Origin of the sequence: Pseudoalteromonas sp. S4741, from assembly GCF_005886135.1 — a bacterium.
Lineage (GTDB): Bacteria > Pseudomonadota > Gammaproteobacteria > Enterobacterales > Alteromonadaceae > Pseudoalteromonas > Pseudoalteromonas tetraodonis.
This window is the reverse complement of the sequence record NZ_PNCN01000084.1, coordinates 1-25,953: the sequence shown is the minus strand read 5'-3', so window position 1 is coordinate 25,953 and position 25,953 is coordinate 1. Positions and strand designations below refer to the sequence as shown.

Below are 25,953 nucleotides of genomic sequence, written 5' to 3'. Positions count from 1 at the left end.
AAAGATCAACAGCCCCTAGTAAACTAACTATGAACCCTAATAAGCGTTTTATCAATTTATGATTTACAGGTAAACTGGCGCTCTTTTTCAGTAATAAATTAATCACACTATGAAACTTGTTTTAGCACCTATGGAAGGTGTCGTTGACTTTAAAATGCGCCAACTGCTTACCGACATAGGTGGCTTTGATCTTTGTGTGACTGAATTTATTCGCGTTGTAGATACTTGCTTGCCTGATAAAGTATTTCACCGCTATTGCCCTGAACTAAAAAATGCTGGGCTAACTCGATGTGGCACGCCAGTTCGAATTCAGTTATTGGGCCAAGTGCCTGACACCCTTGCTGCAAATGCAGTAAAAGCGGTTAGTTTGGGCTCTCATGGTGTTGACTTAAACTTTGGCTGCCCGGCAAAAACGGTGAATAAAAGCAAAGGGGGCGCTGTTTTACTCAAAGACCCTGAGCATATGTATTCAATAATTAAAACTGTAAGAGATGCCGTAAGCAGTGAAAATGAGGTAAGTGCTAAAATTCGCTTAGGTTTTGATGATGATAGTAATAGCCAAGAAATTGTCGATGCCGTTGTTAGCGCTGGTGCGAGCAGTATCGCCATTCATGCGCGAACTAAACGCGATGGCTATAACCCGCCTGCCTATTGGGAAAAAATCCCTCCTCTAGTTAAAGATAAACAAATTGCGGTGGTCGCCAATGGGGAGATTTGGCAGGTAGAAGATGCCCTTTTATGCCAAAAGCGCAGCGGTTGCACTGACTTAATGATTGGCCGTGGCGCCCTTTCACATCCTGATTTAGCTCGTAAAATTAAAGCTCATATTAATAATGAAGATTATAGTGAGTTAACATGGGAAAATATTTTACACCATATTATTTACTCATCCATGCACCAAACCGCCAGTAAAGATACCAAGTACTTTGCCTCACGCACAAAACAATGGCTTGGTTATTTAAAACGTCAGTACCCACAAGCAGGACTATTATTTGACGAAATACGTCGTTTAAAAGCCAAAGATGAAGTGGCAGAGGTATTAAAAAAGTATGCGAAAGCGCCACAATTTGATACAAATCATAACATCTAAGATAATCTAACTAGATAATAGCAATATCACTGAGGACTAATTTAAGGGTTATACTGCTAATGCATCATCAGCAACGACTAAACGATGAAATTGAAAGTGTTAAAGCGACTATATTAGGCTTGCTGTCACAATCGACTCACCCTACACATCAAAATTTGCTTTGTATACTAACTCGTACCTCAAATGAAGAGTGGCTTGATATGGCAGCTCAGCAATTAGGCACCGAGTACAACCCCTTGATTGAGCGTATGAATAAGCTTGAAGCGGCAATAAGCCAAATTGACATTGGCCAGTATGGTTACTGTTGTGACTGTGAGGAAAAAATATCAGCGCAGCGCTTAGAGCAAGACCCTGCAGCGCAGCGATGTGATCAGTGCGCTAGTTAATAGCGCACTAAAGTTTAATTAAGTAGTTGTGGAGCAAAACTAAACGCTTGTCCTGGATAAAAAAGAATATCTTCAACTAATAAAGTCGCTTCCTCTTCACTTATGTTTAATCGTTTAAGTAAATTTAAGCGTGCTTGTGACAATGTCCAAGCGTGATAATGCACCCCTAGATCAGTCTCCATCATAGCCATATAGAGCAGTTCATCGGCTGGTTCTAATTGTAAAGCGTTAGCCCTCAGAGGTAATAGCGTATAACCCGTTAACCAGTCTAAACCCGCTATTTTCGAATCAGTTAAAAGTAATGTGGTAAGCTGTGAGGCATTTGAGGCTTCTACCGTTGTTTGCTGTTTTTGACTCTGCATTGATTTGAATTTGCTATCAATACGACTTAGCCACTCAAGCGGTGAGAGCACAGCATTTGCAAAATAATTTAATTTACTTTGATACCACTGACTGCCATTAGCAAGGCCTGATAAACCAATGCTGCCTCTTGGCTTATAGTGCGCCAAATAATTGTTTAACTCACTCAACGCTGCATTAAGTTCAACCGGTGTGTTAGTGCGATTTATGGCTTGTTGCACGTACTTTCTTAAATAACTATGTTCAACTTTATTTAGCTTTAAATTACTTTGCTCGGCAGCTTCTAGCTGAGATTTTACAAACCTTAACCATTGCTCAATATTTTTATATTGGGCATCATTTTTCGCCATAGTGAGTATAATAGCCAAAACATTTGTTTGTGCAGGCCATGCAAAATAGCGCTCTGGGAATCGCTCAGCAATAACTAAATAATTAACCTGATTGGTTTGCTCTGCTGATAACTGCATTTGCATTAGCTGCTGATAAATAGCGTGGCGACGCTCTAAATAAGCATCTGTAAAAGGGAGCTGCTCATTACTGAGCTGTGTAACCTGTGAATTAGGCTGCGCACTTAAAGCCGTATTAAGTGATATTAACGCGCTTTGCGCTTCTTCATAAGATGAAAATAAGTCAGCTGGCTTTGAGCATGATGCTAAAAGCAAACAAAATAGCAGTGAAATAATAGGCGTTTTTTTCATGTGAATTCCAATAAAAAAAGCCCCATTGGGGCTTTTTAAAAATACTAGAGTACATTAAATACTAAATTTTAACACCGTTGCGAGCGGCTTTATCTTTAATATATGTAGCCCAACCTTTAGCAAACCTACGTGTGCTTGGGTCGTCCATGGCTTTAGTAATAGCAGCATAAGCTTGCTTATACTTGCCTTGGTAGTAAAACGCTTCAGCTAAATCTGAATAAATAGTGCCTTTTTTATCAGAGCCAAGCTCTAATGCTTTGTTCAAACGAACAACAGCAGCGCTGAATTTTTCAGATTGTAAAAGTAATGAACCTGCTTTGCGGTAGAGCTCAGCGTCGTCATCAAATTTAGCAGCTTCTTCGTAATACTTAGCAGCTTTCTCTATATCCTTCGAACGATGGTAGTTACTAGCAATCGCGCTAATATTTTGCTTAGTGCGTTTTACTTTCTCTTCTTTAACAGCCTTTTCAAGCGTTACTGCTGCTTTGTAAGGAATTTCGTTTAAAGAATAAAAGTTAGCTAGTACTTTGTATTCAACTTCGTTTTCGAAGTAACCATTCTTGTATGCAACTTCCATAGTTGCTAGACCTTTTTGGTAGTCTTCGGTTTGTAAATAATACTTACCTAAGCCTACCCAAGATTTTTTGTCTTCAGGCCATACACGAACAATTTCTTCTGCAACTTTAACCATATCTTGATATTGCTTTTTCTCAAAATAGGCAGCTAATTTAAGTTGATAAGGAGCTTTATTTGGCTCTTCAGCTAACTCAATTGCTTTGTTTGCCGGTTCAAGGACCTGATCAAATTGTTTAAGCTCATAGCTTGCTTGCGCAATACGAGTGTAAACTTTCGGGTCCTCTTCACCTGTGAAGTCCATCCAATCAGAATATGCTTGCTTGGCAGCACTGTATTGTTCAGTACCCGCATACATATCGCCCAAGGTTTTTAAACCTTGAGCCTGATCAGCAAAGTTCAATACATCCGGTGCAATCGCTGCTTTCATATACTTAATTGCAACTTTGTATTGCTCTTTTTGAGCGTACATGCTGCCTAAGTAACGATTAACAGTTGCTTTATCAAAGTCATTAGACGGATCTAACTCTTTCAATAACGCTATTGCACCATCAACATCATCTTCGTTATACAAATCGAACGCTTTAATTACTTTTTTACCAGTACGTTCGCCCATGATTTTAGTTTTTGCTTTCTTACGCTCTTCAATCTTTGCGTAATCTGGCGCCGCTAAAACAGGTGCAGTTAATGATGCACCTGACACAGACATAAGAATTGCAAGTGCAGTTACTTTAGAAAAATTTCTCATTACTCGCCTCCTTAGTTGCCTTGGTTAAGTTTAAAGTCTAGTTGAACTTGTAAACCAACTTGTTTTTGTGGTTTCCCGTCAATGATCTTAGGACGGTATTTCCACTTACGCAATGCACGTTTAGCTTCACGGTCAAAGATACGTTTTGGTTCTGCGTCGATAACTTCAACGTCAATCACGCCACCTAACTCATCAATTGTGAACGAAAGTTGAACCCAACCTTCTTTACCATCACGTGCTGCTTGTGTTGGATATTTTGGTTCAATACGAACGATAGGTGTCGCATCACCATCTCGTCCAAATGCACCTGGACCACTTAGTCCACCGGCCGTGCTTCCCACATCGATACTTGGCATATTAAACGACAAGCTCGTACTTGGGTTGCTATTTTCCGGCTGTGGCGGCTGCGGTTTAGGCGGCTGCTTTGGCGGTGGCGGAGGCGGAGGCGGTACACGCTTCCTCTCCTGCACCTTAGATTCAGGCGGATTCGTCATAATTTCGACTATGATCTGCTCTTTTTGTTCCGTATTACGGTCAGCCCCACCAGAGATGAGGTATGCCATGAAGTAGAACAAGCCGAAAGTAACTGCCCCACCTGCAATCAGTGAAAACAGAAAACGAATCATTACTGATCTCCAGCTATTGAAATTCTCAGGTTATCACCCGTCGCTTTAATCTGGTCCATCACTTTAACCACTGTGCCGTGTTTTGCTTCTTTATCAGCTTGCAAAATTACAACATCAGTAGGTTGTTCTGCTAATAAACTTTCGATTTTTGCTGAAACACGTTCAACATCAACTTGCTGTTTATCAATCCAGATTGCACCGTCACTGCGAATTGCAATAAAAATGTTAGCATTTTTTTGCTTCGTAGCTTGGGCAGCTTTTGGTTTATTGACCTCGATACCAGCCTCTTTAACGAACGATGTAGTTACGATAAAGAAAATAAGCATGATAAATACGATGTCAAGCATTGGCGTCATATCTACCGCAGCTTCTTCTTCTTCACGAAAACGTTGTTTACGTGCCATATTTAATTCTCTCTCTAGTGATGAGGCATACTATCTATAAGCTTGGCTTTCACCATTCTCGCTCTTGCCTCAAGGCGTGAGCTAAAGAATACCCCAGATAGTGCCGCAACCATTCCAGCCATTGTTGGGATTGTTGCCATTGATATGCCTGATGCCATTAAACGTGCATTACCTGTACCTTGGGTTGCCATGGTTTCAAAAACCGCGATCATACCCGTAACAGTACCAAGTAAGCCTATTAAAGGACATACAGCTACTAATGTTTTAATCAACAACATACGCTGATCTAATTTTTCAGACGCTTCAGAAATCCATGCTTCACGGATTCTGTGTGCGTACCAAGACGTAGTGTCTTGGCGGGCATCCCACTTGGCTACTATTTCCTTCGTTAAACGAGGAAATTCAGCAAGTAGGAACCAATAGCGCTCAATCATTAAAACCCACATAAGAAAGAGTGCTATCGCGACCACGTATAATACCTGGCCGCCTGTGCCAACAAAATCCCTGATAGATTCCCATATCTCCATCAGGACTAGCATTAGGCTTTCTCCTTCTCCGCGTGAGTCGCGATGATACCCGCGCTTTGCTCATCAAGGATATGTAATACCGACTTACTACGACTTGCAACAATAGAGTGAAGTAGGATAAGTGGTAGAGCTGCAATAAGACCTAGCGCTGTAGTTACAAGTGCTAGAGAGATGTTACCAGCCATGATCTTCGGATCGCCCGTACCGAACAATGTGATTGTTTGGAACGTTAGGATCATACCGATTACTGTACCTAGTAGACCTAGTAATGGTGCGATAGCAGCAAGGATCTTGATGATGTTAATACCCGCTTCGATGCGTGGCGTTTCACGTAGAATCGCTTCATCAAGTTTAAGCTCAAGGTTTTCAACATCTTGATTTTTGTTGTCAGAGTACACTTTAAGAATACGACCCAATGGGTTGTTTGTATTCGGTGTAGACAAGTTCTTAAGCTGAGCTTTGATCTTAGAAGTAGTAAGCGCTAAATCAATGAAACGTACTAAGAAGATTAAAAGACCTACAGCAAGCAATACGGTGATGATGTAACCAACTTCAGCACCTTGCTCGTAGTACTCCATAAGAGACTTCTTCTGCGTGTTGATACGCAAAATTGCACCACGTGTAGGATCCACGTATACGCCAGCGTAGTTATCCGCTGAAGTACCTTCTAGATCAGAAATACCTTTTAAGATATAGCTGTCAGGTTGCTTACCTAGAGGCTGTATAGACTTGGTCTCTGGTGAATAGATTAAGTAGCCATCGTCTGTAACTAAGTTGAAGTTACCGATACGTGTTACTTTTTTCATTGACGGGTTACCGTCAAGACCTGCAACTTCAGTTTCAAACGTTGAAACTTTAGCTGACTCTGTCATTTCTGTTTGAAGTGAAATCCAAAGTTCTTCTAACTCACGAACTGTTGGAAGTTCTTTAGCCGCAGCTAATGAACGAAGTACTTCAGCACGACCTGGTTTTTCAGCACTTACTAAAGATGCTTCGATTGAACCAATCGCGTCAGCTGCTGCACGACGAACAACACCAAACATTTCACCTAACGTACCTTGCGCGTTTTGAAGAGCTTGCTCTTTTTCCGCTAAAGTATTTTCGTTTTGTGCATATTCTTTGCTAAGACGATCACCACGTGCTTTTTCAGCAGCTAATTGGCTTTTCGCTTTGTTAAGTAACGCTTGCTTATCAGCACGATCTGATAAGAACTCTTGTTCACGTTGCTTATTGATTTTCCCTTCAGAAATACGCTCTTGCTTTACTTGCTCAAGAATTTTATCTAAAGCATCAGTATTTGCATGTGCATTAAGCGCGGTACCGGCAGAAACAGACAGTACTGCTGCAACAGCAAAACCTTTAAATAGTTTCTTCATTATTGATTACTCCGCGCCAAAAATTGGTAGTTTAACAAGTTCTAGTGTGGCTTGCTTACGCGCCATACGGATCACTTCTTTAACAGGTTTTAGGTATTCTTCACCTAATTCTTTCCACTGTTTAGTGTTGTTATCCCACACCCAAGCGTGTTTTAGATCGAATGATTGCGCAACATAAGTGATACGACCTAAACGACCAATATCAACGTTAATACTACGACCATCAACATCTAAAGTACCTTGAGAAGCAGTTACAGCTGAACTGTATGCTGTTTCAACAGTGTACGCTTCAAGTACCTGACGGAACTTCTCAGACGTTGTTACAGATGCAGATGCCATGATCTCACGTAATCTTTCAACACGTCCAAGACGAGTTTCAAGGTTAAATGGAACGTCCGCTTTGATGAATTGCTCAAGCGTATCGATCATGCGATACATCAAAGGCACAACGTTTTGTTTAGTGTTATCGATAGTCGCGATTTGACGATCGAACGATGCGATAGACGCGTTTTGGTCTGCGACCAAACGTGCTACGTGATCGTTGTACACTTTCATAAGTTCAGTCTCATCAACGATGCTACGGTACTCAGCGATTAGCTCCTGAGTTTGACCATATACATTGTCAATTTTAGTTTGAGACTTAACCGCAGCCTTTTGAATTGTTTGACCTGCTTTTTGCACGTCATTCAAAGGATCTGCAATCACATTGCTGCTTGCAAATGCAAAAGCGCCAACCAACGCAGTTGCTACAAGACTCTTTCTGATTTTAACAGACATAGTTCCCAACCAATTAAGTAATGTTACTTTTATAATTTAATTATCAACCCGTAAGGGGAAGACAACCCTGATATCTTTTAATAGATATCAACTTACCAATAATGCTAAATGCATTAAGTCATGTCAACTTCATGTTTCGCATAACCTATAAATAAATCAGCTTGTTTGTAAGATATTTAAAGGGCTCACACAAAAAAATTAACATTATCGTAACTAACGTGACAAATGCAATTTCAGCAAAGCCAGATATAGTAAGAATAATGATAAACCACTTAGTTAAAGTAAACAAAAATATAACATTTAAAATTAACTTAATCGTGGCTGAAAAAAAATTAAAAATAAGCTTATATTCTCTCCCGAATATTCTTTTTTAGTGGTTTTTGAGACTTTTTAAGCTAAAAATACAGCTAATCGTTATTATTCGCGCATTCGTCGCATAGTAATAAGGACGTGCCGATTATCTAAAAAGCAATACAAAGGAGGGGAAATAGATTACAAAGAATCATTTTTATTAACACCTGTGTTTTTTGTTTCTACTGATCATTAATATCCTGCCGATTTTTTATATTTTTCCATGGAGAAATATCAATCTTACACACTTTTATGAACTCAATATCATTAAACTCATATCAGGCAGTAGACTAAATTTAAATCGCTAGGCGATCATTGGCCAACTACGGAGTAGCGCATAAAGGTTTACGTTTAATTTGGTATATCGGAGTTAAAAATATAAATAATGGATATCAGAAATGAAAGGCAATAAAGAGAGATTAAAAATAGAGTTGATAATTATTTAAGAATTATGGTGAAACAGGTTAGTGTTTCACCACGATGAACTTAGGTTCACATAATAAATTATGCTACTTCTACGTTCTCAGCTTCAGGGCCTTTTTGACCTTGCTTGATGCTGAAAGTCACTGCTTGACCTTCGCTAAGAGTGCGAAAACCAGAACCAGCGATTGCGCTGAAATGTACAAACACGTCAGGACCATTTTCTTGTTCAATGAAACCAAAGCCTTTAGCTTCGTTGAAAAATTTTACTTTACCAGTAACCGACATACTAAATTTTCCTGTAAGTCAATAATTAAAATTCAGCCATATAATTATGGCAATATCCTCCCTGAGTCAATGCCCAAAAAACTGGAGGTGATAGTACAGGAAGAAGTAATAACCAAACCGGTAACCTTAAACGCAGCACAATACCGTAATTCAATACGCAAAAACTCAAAGCAAATTAAGATTAACACATTAAAATTTTTTTAGCTCTATTATTTAGGATTTATTTTTGAAGTTTCATTGTTTTACTAACTACGGTCTAACCTTTTAATTTTTATAGAAAATAACAAACAAAACATTGTATTTTTTATAAACAGATTACAATTGCTTTAAAATAGTTTTTATCAGTATATTTTTTAGCCACTTAAAATAAAAAACCACCTTGAATTTAAGGTGGTTTAGAGTTTAGTGTTTAAATATTAACTATTTAACTTGCCAGTCGATAACGCTCTCGGCTTTGATTGGTACTACTTCAGAGTCGCCTAGCGAGTAGCTTGCCGGCACTGTCCAAGGCGATTTTTCTAAGGTAATAGTGTCGGTATTACGCGCTAAGCCATAAAAATCTGGACCAAAATGGCTTGCAAAGCCCTCTAACTTATCAAGCGCATCAGCCTCTTCAAAAGCTTCAGCATAAAGTTCAATAGCAGCATGTGCAGTGTAAGCACCTGCACAACCGCATGCAGCTTCTTTTTTATCTTTATAATGTGGCGCTGAATCAGTGCCTAAAAAGAATTTTTTATTGCCACTCGTTGCAGCCGCCATAAGTGCTTGCTGATGAATGTTTCGCTTTAATATAGGTAAGCAATAATAATGTGGGCGAATGCCCCCTGCTAACATATGGTTACGGTTATATAGTAAATGATGCGCAGTAATTGTAGCTGCTACGTTATCAGAGGCACTTTTTACAAACTCGACTGCATCTTTCGTTGTTATGTGCTCAAGAACAATTTTAAGCTCAGGGAAGTCAGCGACAACATCGCCTAGAATAGTCTCTAAAAACACTTTTTCACGGTCAAATATATCAATAGACGAGTCGGTTACTTCACCGTGGACGAGTAACAGCATGCCAACTTCTTGCATTGCTTTTAACACCGGATAAATATTTTTAACCGATGTTACGCCAGAATCTGAATTTGTGGTTGCACCCGCTGGGTACAATTTAGCTGCAAATATTTTACCCGTTGCTTTTGCCTTTTTTATCTCTTCTGGTGTCGTTTTATCAGTAAGATAAAGTACCATTAGTGGCTCAAACTGCCCTTGAGGTTTCGCTGCCATAATGCGCTCTCGGTACGATAATGCGGTTTCAGTACACGTGGCTGGCGGTACTAGGTTTGGCATAATGATCGCGCGGCCCATATAACGACTGATATCACGTACTGTATCTTTTAGCTGATCCCCGTCGCGTAAATGTACATGCCAATCATCGGGTCTAGTAATCGTTAAAGTTGTCATTTTGCTCGTCATCGTAAAATCCTAATGCTTAAGTTAACTGATCATAGGCATATGGGGTTTTCGAGTAAAGACCTTATTAAAAATAATCCTTAGATACTATATATAAAGTAAACTTTACACTTCACGCTTCTCATTTGTCGTTTTATTTTGTAGAAAGGTTAATATTAGGTTAACGTATGTATCTTTAATAATTATAAGGCCTACCTTCGTTGCCTATGTCGAACATTATCGATACTACTAAAGCGCTCGAAACTAAAACGGATCAATTGAGTATAATCAATCAGTTCTCCTCAAGTTTATTGCAACTGAATACGTTAGAAGCGCTCTTTAGTTATGTCACTACACAAGTTGTTAATCGACTTGGATTTGTCGACTGCGTGATTTATTTAGCCGATGACAGCCAATCTACGCTAAATCAAGTGGCGTCTATGGGTATTGAAAGCGAACACACTAGTTACCAGTCAGAACGAAAGTTAATCCGCTTTAATGAGGGGATAACGGGCTATGCTGCATCAACTGGGCAAGCGTTAATAATAGGCGATGTAACTAAAGACAGCCGCTACATTGCTGATGAGCGCCCTGCACAATCAGAGCTGTGTGTGCCTTTAATATATAAAGATAAAGTACTCGGCGTAATTGACTGTGAACACCCAATAAAAAATTACTTTACCAGTTCACATTTAGAAATTTTAACTACCGTTGCCCACTTACTAAGCGCAAAAATAAATCAAGTGAATACCGTCAACAGCTTGCAAGATACCGTTCGGCAACTTAATAATGCGCAAAAATTAGAAAGTAGCCTACTGCAAATAGCTAACTTAACCTATAAAGCACAAAATTTAGATACCTTTTTTAAATCGCTGCATGTGATTATTGATAGCCTTCTTAATGCAAGTAACTTTTTTATTGCTTTGTATGATAAAAAAGAAGATGTTCTAGATTTTGTCTATACCGTTGAAGGCGGTGTACAAACAAACACGCATAAAATTATTTCAAAAGATCAGTTAAAAGAAACAGCCTCTTACTATTTATTAATTAACGAGCGCCCTTTACTGCTTAATAAAGAGCAATACCGACACTATATAGAGCAAGGCCACTTTAAATTGTTCGGTGAACTAGCAGACTCTTGGCTTGGTGTGCCATATAAAGTTAATGAGCGCATGAGTGGCGTTATTGTCGTACAAAGCTATGACAAGCAACATTACTACAACGAACATGATAGCTCGCTGTTGACGTATGTGAGCCGACAAATAAGTATGGTTATAGACAGGCATTTAGCCCGCCAAGAACTCGAGCACAAAGCACTGCATGATGAACTAACAGGGCTTGCCAATCGTTCGTTACTAATAGAAAGAATGAAGCATGCAATTTTACGCTTGAATCGTGCAAAAAAAGGTACTTTTCATGCTCTGCTCTATCTTGATTTCGATCGCTTCAAAAGTATTAATGATTCGTTAGGCCATGAAGTAGGTGACCATTTTTTAATTGCTATTTGTAAATTGATTACTCAAACCATTCGCAATACTGATACCTTTTCTCGCTTAGGTGGCGATGAGTTTGCTATTTTTATGGAAAATCTCAGTCATCGTGACCAAGTAAACGATGCCCTCGCTCGAATAAAAACCGCCCTGTCAGATCCCATTGATATTGATGGTCATTTACTGCAACCCTCTACCAGTATTGGCATTGCATTTAGCGATAATGTAAACGATGAAGCATTTGTTTTATTACAGCAATCAGACGCGGCTATGTACGAAGCAAAATCATCAGGGCGTGGCCAAGTTAAATTTTTTAATAATGTCATGCGTAACAAGTTAAAAACACATGCCGACCTTGAAAATGATTTACAACACGGTATTGAGCATAATGAGTTTGAACTGTATTTTCAGCCTATTTTTAACATTACTAGCAGTGACGTTATGGGGTTTGAAGCTTTAGTACGTTGGCATCACCCACGAAAAGGGTTTGTATCGCCAGGTGACTTTATCCCCATTGCAGAAAAAACGGGGCAGATTATTAATTTAGATTTGCATTTGCTCGACCTTGCAGCACAGCATATCGCTTTATGGCAACAACAAGGGCATCGTTTTTTACGCGTTACGGTTAATGTTTCATCTCGCCACTTCGCAAGTTTAGAGTTTGTAGATCAGCTTCACGCGATCTACAAAAAACATCAACTACCTTTAGGCTCATTATGTCTAGAAATAACCGAATCGGGATTGATTGAAAACTTAGAGTTAGCAACACAAATTATTCAAGGATTGTCGCCTTTAAAAGTATTGCTCTGTTTAGATGACTTTGGCACCGGTTACTCTGCCCTTGGTTACTTGCATCAACTGCCTATTCATGTCCTTAAAATTGATAAAAGCTTTATCGATAATTTAAAAACCACGGCCAATCCATTGATTGATGCTATTTTAACCTTAGCCATTTCATTAGATCTTATTGTTATAGCAGAAGGGATAGAAAGCCCTGAACAACTCGCTATTTTGCAAAAAACCCAATGTGATTATGGCCAAGGCTTTTTAAAGTCTAAACCTGTTACAGCAAAAGAAGCTATTTTACTAATACATAGCCCTCTTTAATTAATAAGCCAGGGTTGCTGGCTTTTAAAAATCACAGTAATTTCTTACACGCTTTTGCCAGCCCATTAGCTGGCTGTTCTGTTGAATGCTATATGACTTATTTTGCCAACACTAACTCATGCAACGTCACTTTACAGCTTTTTACACTCTGCCTTATAACTGCTTACTTAAGTAAGGGTCTATTTAACCAGTAGAAAACCTTATAATTAGTTTTATGTCACATTGTTCTCAGTAAAATCTTTAACGCCATTAGAGAATGCTTTAATACGTTATATTATTTAAAGACGTATACGAATTGGTATTAATGTGCGCCAATGAGTAGCGGCTAATCATTAAATCCCTGCATTCGCTGCTTTTTTCAATCGTGTATCCTTTGAATCCTAGTTGCGTTTACTGAGCTTTTGCCTGCCAAACTCTTCGCCGTAAATTTTAATTAACATTTTAACCTCGCTATGAAACATCTAAATAACCTGTACTTTGGTTAAGAGATTTACTAACGTATTGAATCAAAATTGATATTTATATTTATTTTCTCTAGCCAGAGATTTCCAGTGAAAACAAGGCGAAATTACGCGTCAATAGATCGTCTATTGCAAGTAAATTCAACGTAGTTAGCGCTGTAAATAGCTGCTTGAGATAGATTTATTATCCAGAGTTCAGGTTAAATATTAATGTCGCGCTATAACCTACTTACTTTAGAGAGTTACATAACAATAAAGTTATCTGTTACCAGGACAAAAATCATTAATAAAAAACTCAAATAAACATGAGACAAATTCAACAACATATAAAAAATTAAACACTATTTGACTCGGCAAAGTTAAAAAACTTAATATTCGCAATAAAAAACACACTAAAGTGCAATTTTATAGCCGTCCAGACGTTGAAACGGTTTTTGTAAAGGCGTAGTATGTAATGAATCTGAGCTATACTCACCATATCTATGAGATTTATTAAAGATGATTGACATTAAACACTTAAAAACAATTGCCACCCTTAAGGAAACGGGTTCTCTCGTCAATACAGCCCGCGAACTATTTTTAACTCAGTCAGCTTTATCACATCAAATCAAAGATTTAGAAAACAAATTAGACTGCCAGTTGTTTGAGCGTAAAACTCAACCAGTCCGATTTACACCTCAAGGTATGTTATTACTTGAATTAGCACACGACATATTACCTAAATTAGAAGCCACCAAGTGCCGACTCAAAGAAAGTCTAAACCAGCCTATTTCGCAGCTGCGTTTAAGCGTTGAATGTCATGCCTGTTTTCATTGGTTATTGCCTACCATTAAAGAATTTAATAACTTTTGGCCTGATATAAAAATTGATTACGAGCGTGGCTTTAGTTACGACGCTATCCCAGACTTATTAAATGATGAATTAGATCTCGTGCTTACATCAGATATTCGCGACCCTGACAAACTTGAATACGCCCATTTGTTTGACTTTAAGCTGAAACTGATTGTGGCACCAGATCACGACTTAGCGAAAAAAGCCTATGTAACTGCGCTTGATTTGAAAAGCGAAACTATTATTTCTTACCCTATTCCGCGTGAGCGCCAGGATATATTTAAGCATTTCATCCAAAATGCGCGTTTTGACGGCACGCTAAAAACGGTTGATCAAGGTTTACTTATATTTCAATTAGTCAGTGCAGGTATGGGTGTGGCCGCCTTACCCGATTGGTTAGTAACCCCGTATGAAAGCCAAGGGTTAATTAAGTCAATTCCACTGGGCGCGCTTGGTTTAACGCGTCCAATGTACTTAGCGATGAAAAAAGATATGAAAGATAATCCAGTTTATCGTCACTTTTTAAACACCTGTAAATTAAATAACGGTCGATAAACCTTAAACTTATGAGTAACATGCTAATAAATATACTTAACCATGTTGCTCATTATGTTTGAACTAAAAAAAATACTAGGCGGCTTGCTCATGCCGTTACCTTTGTTGGGTTTAGTAAGCCTAATATTACTTATTTTTGCGCTCAAACAACGAAAGGTCGCAATCGCTTTATCTTTAATGAGCCTTGTAACTTTGCTACTTGCCAGCACCCCTTTGGTGGCCAACTTACTGATTAAAAATAGCCAACCAACCTCATTTGCATTTAATTATCTTAAACACCCCAATATAGATAAAATTGTGGTGCTTGGCTGTGACATAAACCCCAACCCTGCATTGAGTGCTAACAGCCAGTTAGGTAATTGTGCGTTAACTCGTTTGGTGGAAGGAATAAGACTTGCTAACATTTATCCCCATGCGCAGCTAATTGTTTCAGGTGGGGGGTATGAAAAAGTCACCAACAGCGCGTTAATGTATAGAACCGCAATTAGCTTAGGTATTAATAAAAATCGTATTGTGCAAAATCCAAACGCAATGGATACCGCCCAAGAGGCAAAACTTTTAGCCTCAAAACTCGTTGATTACAAGGTCGCTTTAGTCACCTCAGTAAGCCATATGCCCAGAGCAAAAAATTTATTTAATGCGCAAGGCATTAACGTTATCCCTGCCGCAACCGATTACCACAACTTTGCCGCTTTCCCTTGGTATAAACAACTCATACCCAATGCAAAAGCACTACTAGTAGTCACCCAGTATGCTCATGAAGTTATTGGCAATGCGTGGATAAATGTACGCCGTACAATTAACCCTGAAGCACTTTAATTAAGTTAACGCTTATTACGCTGGGTAAATTCCCCCTAAAACCGCAATTATTTGCTTTTTACACAGGGGGTTATGAAAAAATCAAACTGAATATTCGTTTATAGTAGCGTTGGGTGTTTTGTTATTCTTAGAGGGTTTTAACCTCAGCTGTTTTATTCCAAAGCCGGTACAGTGTCACTAAAAATACGCAAAGAAATATCAGACTTAGTGCTGTTAAATTCTCAACACCTAAAGCATCAAAAGTAGCACCGAAAATGTAGCCTCCATCGACTAAAACAATAACCCATAGCAGTGTAGAGCATCCATTTAACACACTAAAACGGCGCCAACTAATTGCTGTAAGCCCTGCGGGAAGGGCACCAATCGTGCGTAATTCTTTAGGATAACTATATAAAAAAATGTAGGCTGTGCCATGGCGTTCAGCAAGCTCACTGGCTGTTTTAAATAATCGACCAAGGCGGCCTGGTTTTTCAAGCCATGCCGCGCCATACGCTCTTGCTAGAGCAAAACGTAATTCATCGCCCAAGTAGCCACCCATAAAAGTAGCCAAAGCAACAAAACCAACATATAGTGCGCCAGTATGTGCAGCATAGCCTGCGAACAAAGGTAGCCAACCACTTTTTAACGCACAATAACCAAAAAGTAACAGATAAACCAACAACCCGTACTGCTCAATTAAAGCTAATACCCCTTCCATTTCATTCCTTTAAAGTAACTACCTTAGTAGCAAGCAAAGTAACATTGTAATTTAAACGAGGTAAGTAAAGCGAAAGATCTGTGTTTTTTGCAATATAAGAATGGATGTAATTATGATTTTAAGCGTAGGTTTATATCTATTACGTTTATTCAATTTTTGGGATGCATAAAACCAAAAATAATTAACTCACAAAAAGATAAAAGGGTATGCGGGTATATAAAAAATCAACATACTGGCTTATTATAGTTTGCTAAATTAGCTATTTAGAACACTAGATTTAAATAACCTACCCGAAATACGTTACAAGTAGGTTATTTATAAAATTACTTTTAAGCTAGGTGTTTACACAGGATTGTCTATGTCAATAAATGTCACGTCAAAACCATGTTGCTTAGCAAGATATTCGCCTAATGCTTTTATGCCGTAGCGCTCGGTGGCGTGATGACCTGCGGCAAAAAAGTCGATATTTTGCTCGCGTGAGCTGTGTATGGTTTGCTCTGATGCCTCACCGGTTATGTAAGCATCAATACCATGCTCGGCTGCTAAGTCGATATACCCTTGCCCGCCACCAGTACACAAAGCGATGGTTTCAATTTTATCAGTACGTACTAAACTCGTTAGTGGCTCGCGCTTAAGCACTTGGCTTATTTTTTTAGCAAATTCACTGCCCGTTAGCGGCGTTTTTAAACGCCCTCTCATCGCTACACTGTTGTTAGTTGGCTCAAGGCCTGCTTCAATTTCAATATCGAGCAATTGCGCCAGCTGTGCGTTATTACCCATTTCAGGGTGAATATCTAACGGCAAATGATAGGCAAATAAATTGATGTCGTTAGCTAAAAGCGCAGCCACACGACGTTTTTTCATGCCAGTGATAGGTTGTGACTCGCCTTTCCAAAAATAGCCATGGTGTACCAAAATGGCATCGGCATTATTTTCAATCGCGGCATCAATAAGTGCTTGGCTTGCCGTTACACCCGTTACTATGGTACGTATCTCATCTTTACCTTCTACCTGAAGCCCGTTTGGACAAAAATCGTTAATGGTTTCTGGCTTTAACAGGGTGTTTAATAATTGATTAAATTCTCTACGTTGCATACTACTTACCTTACTTTGCACTGAATTTTGTACAAATTTTGGCGGTTATGCGCTAAAAATGAAAGGAAAATCGCAAAAAATTGAAAAACAGTTCTAAAATAGGTATAAATACCTCTTCTTTATCTGTGTAAACAACGTATTGGGTCTCTGATGAGCAAACTAGACAAAACAGAAGTGTTATCTGCCTTTGAAGCTGCATATGAAGCTGCCAACGGTAAAAAACCTGAAATAACAACTAAACCTGGCTGGTATAGCATTGATGGCGGCAAGAACATGCGCCTAGCTGATGTAGCAGAGCTGACTAAAGAATTAAGCTCTGGTAAGTCTACAAAAAAAGCTGCAGTAAAAGCACCTGCTAAAAAAACTAAAAAAGCTGCTCCTGTAAAAGCACAGAAAAAAGCGCCTTTCACCGTGATCACACAAAACGAAGAAGGCTACACAGCAGAAGAGCTTTGGATAGTTGAGCTTGCTCGCAAAGATCACGATTGCCGCCTACCTCGCGGTGTTGTTTGATCAGCTGAGTGTTTGTATAAAAGAAACCGCGTTAAGCGGTTTTTTTATATTTATTATCCATCAAGTATTGAATAAACTACCTCGCAACAAAGCCAGACAAAACTATAAATACAGTTCCTGCCAGTACTGGCATTATTAAAAAATCCCAACTTTGGCCAGACTCAATAATTAAGATAGGGTTGCGCCGGCAACAGGGTGAATAGTTTTTGTGATTATCATTAATGTTATAGCAATACCCAAAGCCAGCCCAACCATAATCGCACTATCAGCTAAAAACAACCCCAATCATTGCGGTCAACATATGTCCCCCTATTACTTTTTTGGCATAGCTAACGGGCTCTGCGGTACACCAAAAACAAGTACAGCTGTTGCGCCGAATGGCGCCATTAACCAAATACCGTAATCACTCATATAATTTAGCCACGCCAAAAACCCCAAAACAAAAGTAGAAAAAACACCTGCGATTAATACCGACTTTATTTGCTCACTATGCATATTACCTGCTCAAATTTGGAATATCATGGATAAACAACAACAAATAATCAGTACGGCACTGAGTCTTTTTTATAAAAAGGGTATACACGCTGTTGGTATTAATGAAATTTTAGCTGTATCGGGCATTGCAGAAAAAACCTTATATAAGCACTTTGAAAGCAAAGACGCGCTTATTTGTGCTTGTTTAGTCGCACGTGACATCTGCTTTAACGCTTGGCTTAAAAAAATATGTATACAACCTAGCGCTATGTTAGTCGCACAGACAATTTTTGCCGGACTGAAAAAGTGGATTAATAATGAGGTTTCAGAGTTAGGGTGTTTTAATGGCTGTTTTTTTATTAATACTGCAGCTGAGTACCCTGTAGAGAACGAGCCTATTGCCAAACTTTGCAAACAGCACAAGCAAGCGAACTTTGAGATCATACTATCAGCTCTTTTAGAAACACCTGAATTTGCTCACAATAGAGAAAAAGCAATTGAAGCCACGCAACACTTACTTATTTTAAAGGAAGGTTATATATGTAGAGCGAGGGTGATGCATGATGTAACAGTGACTCCACCTAGTGATAATATTTTAAAAGCGATAGTAGCAGTTAGTTAAATAGGTAAATACAGTATTAAAAAAGCGGCTAAATAGCCGCTTATTAACTAAAAAATGGCTGCATTATTCAAAAAATAATGGTTCACGCTGTTTTTTGCCTACTTCGTTCATGGTGGCTGCGTCGAACAAACGGCCGTTGATCATGGTGTAATCAATTTTGTCTGAATCACGAATGTTTTTCAGTGGGTCGCCATCAATAACCATTAAATCTGCCAGTTTACCGACCTCTAATGAACCCACATTTTTATCTAGGCCTAAATATTTTGCCGGATCGAGTGTCGATGCTCTAATTGCTTTCAGTGGCGTCATGCCGCCTTGGGCAAACATCCACATTTCCCAATGCGCACCTAACCCCTCACGTTGGCCATGCGCACCCAAATTAACAAGTACACCTAAATCTTGTAACTCAGCCGCTACGCGAGCATTGTTAAAGTGATTATAGTGATGATCGGGTGCTTTAACTCGGCGCATTGAGCGCGGTAATAGTTGGTTTTTAGGCACAAATTTACTTAAACGTGGATGATTCCATACGTCCGTTTTATCATACCAGTAGTTTTCACCCCAAATACCGCCATAGGCAACCACCAATGTAGGTGTGTAACCTACATCACTTTGTGACCATAGCTGCTTAATATCGTCATAAATATGTTCAACAGGAATTGAATGTTCAATACCTGTATGACCATCGACTACCATGCTCAAGTTATGTTGTAATAATGACCCCCCTTCAGGGACTACCATCATTTCAAGCATTCGCCCTGCTTCTATAACTTGCTGACGCTGCTCTCTGCGCGGTTGGTTATAAGATTTAACACTAAACGCACCCACTTTTTTAAGACGCTCTAAATGAAATTTAGCATCATCTAATGAGTCAATATGCGAGGTATACCCAGGCATATTCGCACCGTATAAAATAGTACCGGTAGAGAAAATACGCGGACCAACGATCATCCCCGCTTTTTGCATTTCACTCGCGGTAAATATTTCAGTGGTATCGTTTGATGGGTCGTGAATAGTAGTAACACCCAGCGCAAGACCTGCTAAGTTTTTCCAATTTTGCTGCGGGATAATTTCATCACTGGCTTGTGAGCCATGAGCATGGGCATCTACAATGCCTGGCATAATTGTTTTACCTGTTACATCAATGACCTTTGCTCCCTTAGGAATGCTCACATCAGCAGCAGTGCCAATGGCTTTGATATGTTTGCCATCGGTAACAATAACGCCATTTTCAATGACCTTTTCACCCTCCATGGTAATAATTTTAGCGCCAGTTAATGCAATCATGCCCTGCGGTTCAGCCATTTTTTTACTAAAGCCGATGTTAGTACCGCTTTTTACTTTAACGTCTTTATCATCCGCTTTATTAATCGCAAACATCCCCTCTAAACTGGCATGGTAAAGCTCAGGCCCCAGTGTCCAATACAGTTTATTGCTGTTTGCACTCCAGCTAATGTTTTCACCGGCGCGTACAGATAGCTGCTCAATTGGAAATTGACTGTCTTTGGGCCCAATATTTATCGTTTTGCCGCGCTCTACAAATGGAGTAACAAATACTTTAAAGCGCTCAGCAAAAGCTAAATACTCACCATCAGGAGAGACTCTAAATTCAGTGGCGTGCTCTGATTCATACAGTTTACGTACTTTTTTACTTTCAAGCTCTACCACACTTAATGTCGGCTTAGGCCATGGGCTCATAATATAAACACGATCGTTGGCACTGCCAAACTGAGGTTGATAGCCACTTTTAGAAATGAGCTCACTTTTTCCGCCTTTAGCACTAACACTGTATACCCCAGGATGCAGTGACCAGTTAGGGTTTAAAATGTTGCCGCCGCTGGCTTTACGATACACCACGGTTTTGCCGTCTGGACTAAATGTTGGCTCTACGTATTTTCCCGGCTCTTGTGTAATAGTGTCGCCACGACCACTGCGTGCAGAGACGACACGCACGGTGCCTTGTTCGTTATCATCCCACGTGGTGTAGACAATGTTTTTGCCATCACGAGAATACTGCGGGAATAACTCATAATGATCGGTTTGCTTAGTTAAGCGCTTTATTTTTCCTGATTCTAAGTCGCGCATGTAAATATAGCCCAATGCTTCAAAAAGTGCGGTTTCACCGTCAGGGCTAATTTGCACATTACGCAGCATTTTTACATCAAACTCATCAGTGTCGATATTTTGAGTAAAACGCACTGCTTTTTGAATTTTTTTCGTAGTGTCTACTTTAAATGCAATATCGCTGACTGATTTATTATCTACATTAAGTTTATGAAGGGTGCCACCAGCCCAAAATACCAGCTCTTCGTTATCTGGGGTCCACGCAATAGTCGGATATACGCCATGAATCGCCCACGTTTCTTGCATATCGCGCTCTAGCTTATCGTATAGCTTAGTATGCTCACCACTGGTTAAATCATATAAGTACAGGCTGGTTTGAAAGTCATCACGCTTTATGTACGCTAGTTTTTTACCATCTGGCGACGGCGTCGGTCTTATTGCCCCACCCATGCCACTTATAATGGTTTCTATGTCGCCTGTTTCACGGTCATAACGTTTAATTTTATAAATACCGGCAACAGAATCTTTTGAATAATGAAAAGTTTTACCTGGGGTTGCATCGTGAGAAAAATAAACATACCGACCATCCGGTGAAAACATGGGTTCACCTAAATCTTTTTGATCGTTTTCACGTTTAGTCAGTTGCACCCCTTTACCGCCGGCTTTGTGATAAAGCCAAACTTCACCCGCACCTAGCGAGCGACTGGCGGTAAAATGCTTACGTGCAACTAAATAATCACCATCAGGGCTCCACGCAGGGCTATTGAGTAATCTAAATGTTTCGTCAGTGACGGCGGTTTGGTTTTCGCCGTTAACATCCATTATCCAAATATTGTCACCACCGCCTTGATCTGATGTAAAAGCAATGTGCTTGCCATCTGGGCTAAAGCGCGGCTGCATTTGCCATGCAATGTCTGAGGTTATTTTAGTCGCTTTACCACCACTCATTGGCATAGTGTAAATATCGCCCAGTAAATCAAATACTAAGGTTTCTCCGTCAGGACTTATATCGACATTCATCCATGTGCCTTGCTCTACACTAATAGATGCATCAACAAATTGCCCTTTAGGTGAATCAACTTGCCATTTTTTTTCATCCGTTTGCTCTGCGTGTGCGTGGCCTAATGCCAATGAAACTGATAACGCGAGTGCTGTTTGCAGCATTTTTTTCATGCTTATCTCACTTATTATTGTTGCTGTGTGTTGATCTATTACATGATTGCAACAAAAACGCCAGCAAGTTACCAGCGTAATAGGATGAAGTGCATAAAATCAGTGCCAAACAATAGGATCAAATTGATAAAAATCCACTAGCAAATGGTAAATTTCAGGGTCTTCACGGCGTAAATCGGCAGGCTTTTCTAAAAATGTTTCGGTGATCACCGCAAAAAACTCAGCCTCATTGGTGGCTCCATAGCTATGTATTACATGCGGCATACTATAAGCAACATGGGTTTTTAACTGCGAAAACGCTCGGCTAAATACTCTGCCCCATTGTTTGTATTTTGCCTGTGATGCAAGTAGTGGCGTGCCGGTGGTTTTACCGGTTTCTTGATCAAGTTGATGTGCAAATTCATGAAACACTAAGTTATGCCCATCACTGGGTAAGCGGTTGCCCTCAAGCACATCATGCCAGCTAAGCACCAATGTTCCCCCCGGCCACGATTCACCTTGCCTTAATGTATTATGAAAACTGACAAGGCCTGCGTTATCGCGGCTTGATTGGGGCGCGTAATACGCGCTGGGGTAAAGTAAAATTTCTTTTACGTTTTTATACAAAGGCCAAGGCTTGTTAAGCACCAGCAAGCAGGCATCGGCGGCAATAATGAGTTTCATTGCCTCCGTTAGTTGCAACCCATCGCAGCCAACAAAACGCTTTTCATTTAAAAACCACACAATATGGGATGCTAACTTTGCTCGCTCTGCATCGGTCATTTTGTTGTATATGGGCATAGCACGCAGTAACAACGTATGTTGTTGCTCGCTTAATAATAAACCACTGTATTTACGGTGCCACACGGCATTTTGAATATCAGGCCAGCGCCAAAACATTATAATAAATACAATTAAAACAAAAATTAATAGCCCATTTATCATTGGGTCGTCCTAAATCAAACCATTTAGCTTTAACGCTAAAATGCTGCGCCCGTATTATTAAAATAGTAATGGGTGCAGTGAGGCTGTTTTTCAATCACATCACTTCAGTTCGATTTCGACCATTGTTTTTTGCCTTATACAAAGCTTGGTCGGCCCGTGATAATAATCGGTCATAATCATCAACATCACCAGAGTCAGAAACACCAAAACTCACGGTTACGCTGAGGCCTTCTGCGATATTTGAAAAGTTTTTATTTTCAATACATTTGCGTAACTTCTCGCACATTTCTTGGGCCTGCACTGCACTCGTATCGGGAAACACAAAAGTAAACTCTTCGCCACCCCAGCGAGCTACCTCTTGCTCACCTTCGCAGTGCGCTTTAAGAATGTTAGCTATTTCACATATAACCTGATCACCTATGAGGTGTGACCAACCATCGTTAATCCGTTTAAAGTGATCAATATCCATAATAGCGATAGCAAGTGATTTTTTACATGCTTTAAAGTCTGAAAAGTTATCCGCCAGCCAGCCATCAAATGCGCGGCGATTCGGTAAATCAGTAAGCTGATCGTGTGTGGCTTGATACGCAAAGGCACTGGCTTGCTCTTGCAGTGCTTGCGTTTGCTTCACCACTCGACTCGTTAATTCCTTTTCAACTTGTTTATAACGATATAAGCGGTAGCGATAAGCGCTATATATCACCACTACAAAAAGAAAAAACATAAACAACTTAAAGCTTGTTTTTTGCCAAAAGTGCGATTGAATTTCAAAGTTAACGACTTTGTGATTTTGTTGCCAATCAGTATTTGGATAGGCTGCACGTACAGCAAAAGAATACTTGCCCGCAGGTAAGTTAGTGTATTCAGCAGTCGCTATGTTTTGACGGTTGACCCATTCGTTATTAAAGCCTTCCAATTTTGTTTGAAAGTTTAATCGCTGCGGCATAATAAAGCTCAGTCCCGCGTATTGAAATGACAAGCGCGTCACCCCTGGTGGTAAAATAATAGTTTCACCGTCTATAGGTAACGACGTTGGTTTACCATCAACAGAAAAGCTTTCAACAATCGTTGGTAACGCTATTTTAGTGGCTTCTTTTAAGCGTTCCAGTTTTACTGTACTCACCCCTTTTGCGGTAGCAAACCAAATTGTGCCATCTGAATGAGCGGTTGCAGAGGGGGTTGAACCGCCATTTGCTTGTGCACTGTGCATGCCATCAGCCTCATCGTATAATTGAAAGGCGAGCGTACCTCTATTGTTAGATTTTGAATCAAGCAGCTCATTTACCTGCTTATAATTGACTTCAATAATGCCACGGTTACTTGATAGCCAAAGTGAGTCTTTAAACGGCACAATTTGAAAAAGCTTATCAACGGGTAAACCTAATTCACGCCCTAAAATAGTCATCTTTGCGTTTGAATGCTGATAACGAACTAAGCCACGATCGGTAGCCATCCACGTGTATTTATCATCAATGTAAAAGCCAAACGCATATTGGGCGGCAAATTCAGCAGGAAACTCAACAGGATTAAACACGTCAGTTTGAGTGTCATAAACCACGACCCCATTACCGGTTCCTATCCAAATATTAGCTGAGTTGTCTTCACTCAAGGCTAAAATAAACCCACTCGGCAACTCTTTTTCATTAGTAAATTGGTTTAAGCTACCGTCGGTATTAACGCGCGTCAGCCCCATGGCCGAGCCTATCCATAAGCGATTTTTTGAATCAAAAAGTAAAGATCTTACTTCATTACTACCTAAGCCATTATCACGGTTTAAATAAGGTACGAGTTCGTTATTAACCACTTTTAAAACACCCGAGGTGTATGTGCCTACCCAGACATCACCTTGGTTTTGCTCTAGTAAGCTTAGTATTGAATATGGCGAGCCTTGTTTAGTGCCTTTAATATGGCTGATCTGATTATTGTGCAGCCGATCTAAACCCGTGCTTCCGCCTATCCATAAACTGCCATCAGAATGTGACAATACCGTACGCACATAATCGCTAGATAAGCCTCGCTTTTTGCCCCACGATGAAAACGGCGCTTCTCTTAACCTAAATACACCAGCATTGGTGCCTACCCAAATACTATTTTCTCTGTCTTGTAACAAAGAAAGAATACGGTTAGCGGGTAAAGCATTTTTAGCATCTAATTGCTCTAAACCATCGACGCTAAGCCTAAAAACACCTTTATTAATGGTGCCAAACCACAGATCCCCATGATCATCTTCTAACAAACTGGAAATAGATTCCGCCTCGAGTTGTGGGTGAGGCGATTCAAATAGCCCACCATTAAGGATTCGTGCCCCTCTTTCACTTCCTATAATGAGTCGACCTTCACGGGTGATTAATAAGGTATATACGGGAGCATCTGGAACCCCTTGTTGTGGCGTCATCAAAGTGGGTTTGTAGTTGACTATTTTATACAGGCCATCACTGGTCGCCGCCCATATAACCCCCTTGGGGTCTTCAATGATTCGATACGCACTGACATTTTGTATTATTGGGATGTCTTGAGTGCTACTAGCTGAACGATAAAACACACCATCATTCTCAAGCGCTAGCCACAAGTTATCATTTTTACTTTTAAATATATGATTAACCATCGCTTGGGCAGGTGGTTGCGTGTCCCATTGGCGATGTTGATATAAGCTAATACCGCCGCGCGCTCCTGCAATAAGTAAACCGCCATCAGATGTAGGGGTTAGCGCACGTACGCCTGAGTCAGGCAAGTCAGTAATTTCGGAGCGAGTAAATAACTTAAACTCTCGGCCATTGAAGCGGGCAAGTCCTTCCCAAGTACCCACCCATAGATACCCATCTTGTGTTTGTGCAAGGCTATTAATGCTATTGTGAGGAAGACCCGTACGTGTATTCCAGGTTTCAAAAAAATAATCACGTAACGGCAAACGAGTCTGCTGTTGTGCGTCAACAGAAACAGAAAAAATCACCAATAAAATACATAAAATCACTAGGGCGTGTTGATCTTTGTGGTATGAAAAACAAACAGCATGAAGATAAGGTATAATTGAATTCGCCAGAAAACTTTACACCGAACCTACATGCAC

21 protein-coding genes and 1 pseudogene are annotated in these 25,953 nt (G+C 39.9%); 7 read left to right on the top strand and 15 right to left on the bottom strand.

The features are described from left to right. The first annotated feature begins 109 nt into the window (after positions 1–109). Both CWC30_RS12500 and CWC30_RS12495 read left to right on the top strand, forming a co-directional pair. Entirely contained in the window at positions 110–1,090 is a 981-nt protein-coding gene (locus CWC30_RS12500; protein ID WP_138627245.1) for a tRNA-dihydrouridine synthase, read from the top strand. A gap of 59 nt (positions 1,091–1,149) precedes the next feature. Then, the gene (locus tag CWC30_RS12495; RefSeq protein ID WP_036982316.1) at positions 1,150–1,476 is read left to right on the top strand and encodes a TraR/DksA family transcriptional regulator; all 327 of its coding nucleotides are present in this window, start codon (positions 1,150–1,152) and stop codon (positions 1,474–1,476) included. A gap of 14 nt (positions 1,477–1,490) precedes the next feature. Here CWC30_RS12495 and CWC30_RS12490 read toward each other — a convergent pair whose 3' ends face one another. The 9 genes from CWC30_RS12490 to pyrC all read right to left on the bottom strand — a co-directional run bounded on the left by CWC30_RS12490 (position 1,491) and on the right by pyrC (position 10,085). Then, positions 1,491–2,534, bottom strand: a complete 1,044-nt coding sequence (locus CWC30_RS12490; protein ID WP_138627244.1) for a DUF885 domain-containing protein — start codon at positions 2,532–2,534, stop codon at positions 1,491–1,493. A gap of 61 nt (positions 2,535–2,595) precedes the next feature. Continuing rightward, positions 2,596–3,855, bottom strand: a complete 1,260-nt coding sequence (locus CWC30_RS12485; protein WP_069439632.1) for a tetratricopeptide repeat protein — start codon at positions 3,853–3,855, stop codon at positions 2,596–2,598. A gap of 11 nt (positions 3,856–3,866) precedes the next feature. Continuing rightward, positions 3,867–4,481, bottom strand: a complete 615-nt coding sequence (locus CWC30_RS12480; RefSeq protein ID WP_036982309.1) for an energy transducer TonB — start codon at positions 4,479–4,481, stop codon at positions 3,867–3,869. Continuing rightward, a complete protein-coding gene (locus tag CWC30_RS12475; protein WP_006792384.1) occupies positions 4,481–4,885 on the bottom strand; it encodes an ExbD/TolR family protein in 405 nt (134 codons plus the stop codon). The genes CWC30_RS12480 and CWC30_RS12475 overlap by 1 nt, the downstream gene beginning before the upstream one ends. Before the next feature lie 14 nt (positions 4,886–4,899). Continuing rightward, on the bottom strand, positions 4,900–5,424 hold the full coding sequence (locus CWC30_RS12470) for a MotA/TolQ/ExbB proton channel family protein (RefSeq protein WP_036982306.1): 525 nt from the start codon (positions 5,422–5,424) through the stop codon (positions 4,900–4,902). Continuing rightward, entirely contained in the window at positions 5,424–6,788 is a 1,365-nt protein-coding gene (locus CWC30_RS12465; RefSeq protein WP_138627243.1) for a MotA/TolQ/ExbB proton channel family protein, read from the bottom strand. Before CWC30_RS12465 ends, CWC30_RS12470 begins: the two co-directional genes overlap by 1 nt. Positions 6,789–6,794: 6 nt before the next feature. Continuing rightward, entirely contained in the window at positions 6,795–7,565 is a 771-nt protein-coding gene (locus tag CWC30_RS12460; RefSeq protein ID WP_013465204.1) for a DUF3450 domain-containing protein, read from the bottom strand. A gap of 855 nt (positions 7,566–8,420) precedes the next feature. Further along, positions 8,421–8,624 (bottom strand): cold-shock protein, encoded by a 204-nt coding sequence (locus tag CWC30_RS12455; protein ID WP_036982297.1) that lies wholly within the window; start codon positions 8,622–8,624, stop codon positions 8,421–8,423. Between the two features lie 420 nt (positions 8,625–9,044). Next, positions 9,045–10,085 carry a dihydroorotase gene (gene pyrC / locus CWC30_RS12450; protein WP_024602973.1) on the bottom strand — a complete coding sequence of 347 codons (1,041 nt, stop codon included), beginning with the start codon at positions 10,083–10,085 and terminating at the stop codon, positions 9,045–9,047. Between the two features lie 203 nt (positions 10,086–10,288). On the opposite strand from pyrC, the gene CWC30_RS12445 reads away from it, so the two are divergent. The 3 genes from CWC30_RS12445 to CWC30_RS12435 all read left to right on the top strand — a co-directional run bounded on the left by CWC30_RS12445 (position 10,289) and on the right by CWC30_RS12435 (position 15,324). Further along, entirely contained in the window at positions 10,289–12,658 is a 2,370-nt protein-coding gene (locus tag CWC30_RS12445; protein ID WP_138627242.1) for a bifunctional diguanylate cyclase/phosphodiesterase, read from the top strand. Between the two features lie 959 nt (positions 12,659–13,617). Next, a complete protein-coding gene (locus tag CWC30_RS12440; protein WP_036982291.1) occupies positions 13,618–14,505 on the top strand; it encodes a LysR family transcriptional regulator in 888 nt (295 codons plus the stop codon). Between the two features lie 54 nt (positions 14,506–14,559). Next, positions 14,560–15,324: a YdcF family protein gene (locus CWC30_RS12435; RefSeq protein ID WP_249929864.1), complete on the top strand. Its 765-nt coding sequence runs from the start codon at positions 14,560–14,562 to the stop codon at positions 15,322–15,324. A 127-nt stretch (positions 15,325–15,451) separates the two neighbouring features. Here CWC30_RS12435 and CWC30_RS12430 read toward each other — a convergent pair whose 3' ends face one another. Together CWC30_RS12430 and CWC30_RS12425 are read right to left on the bottom strand one after the other, a co-directional pair. Then, positions 15,452–16,021: a DedA family protein gene (locus CWC30_RS12430; RefSeq protein ID WP_069439634.1), complete on the bottom strand. Its 570-nt coding sequence runs from the start codon at positions 16,019–16,021 to the stop codon at positions 15,452–15,454. A gap of 342 nt (positions 16,022–16,363) precedes the next feature. Continuing rightward, positions 16,364–17,116 (bottom strand): Nif3-like dinuclear metal center hexameric protein, encoded by a 753-nt coding sequence (locus CWC30_RS12425; protein ID WP_036982289.1) that lies wholly within the window; start codon positions 17,114–17,116, stop codon positions 16,364–16,366. A gap of 150 nt (positions 17,117–17,266) precedes the next feature. Here CWC30_RS12425 and CWC30_RS12420 point away from each other — a divergent pair, with 150 nt between their 5' ends. Continuing rightward, positions 17,267–17,629, top strand: a complete 363-nt coding sequence (locus CWC30_RS12420) for a hypothetical protein (protein WP_008114254.1) — start codon at positions 17,267–17,269, stop codon at positions 17,627–17,629. Between the two features lie 168 nt (positions 17,630–17,797). On the opposite strand, the pseudogene CWC30_RS19150 reads toward CWC30_RS12420, so the two are convergent. Next, positions 17,798–18,124 (bottom strand): annotated as a pseudogene (locus CWC30_RS19150) (HPP family protein). Between the two features lie 25 nt (positions 18,125–18,149). On the opposite strand from CWC30_RS19150, the gene CWC30_RS12410 reads away from it, so the two are divergent. Beyond that, positions 18,150–18,725, top strand: a complete 576-nt coding sequence (locus tag CWC30_RS12410) for a TetR/AcrR family transcriptional regulator (RefSeq protein ID WP_138627240.1) — start codon at positions 18,150–18,152, stop codon at positions 18,723–18,725. Positions 18,726–18,788: 63 nt separating this feature from the next. Here the strand turns inward: CWC30_RS12410 and CWC30_RS12405 are convergent, their stop codons facing one another. From CWC30_RS12405 to CWC30_RS12395, 3 genes are all read right to left on the bottom strand, one after another. Continuing rightward, positions 18,789–21,962: an amidohydrolase family protein gene (locus CWC30_RS12405; protein WP_138627239.1), complete on the bottom strand. Its 3,174-nt coding sequence runs from the start codon at positions 21,960–21,962 to the stop codon at positions 18,789–18,791. A gap of 99 nt (positions 21,963–22,061) precedes the next feature. Beyond that, positions 22,062–22,886 carry a M90 family metallopeptidase gene (locus CWC30_RS12400; RefSeq protein ID WP_138627238.1) on the bottom strand — a complete coding sequence of 275 codons (825 nt, stop codon included), beginning with the start codon at positions 22,884–22,886 and terminating at the stop codon, positions 22,062–22,064. 94 nt (positions 22,887–22,980) lie between these two features. Then, positions 22,981–25,857 carry a ligand-binding sensor domain-containing diguanylate cyclase gene (locus tag CWC30_RS12395; protein ID WP_138627237.1) on the bottom strand — a complete coding sequence of 959 codons (2,877 nt, stop codon included), beginning with the start codon at positions 25,855–25,857 and terminating at the stop codon, positions 22,981–22,983. Between the last annotated feature and the right edge of the window lie 96 nt (positions 25,858–25,953).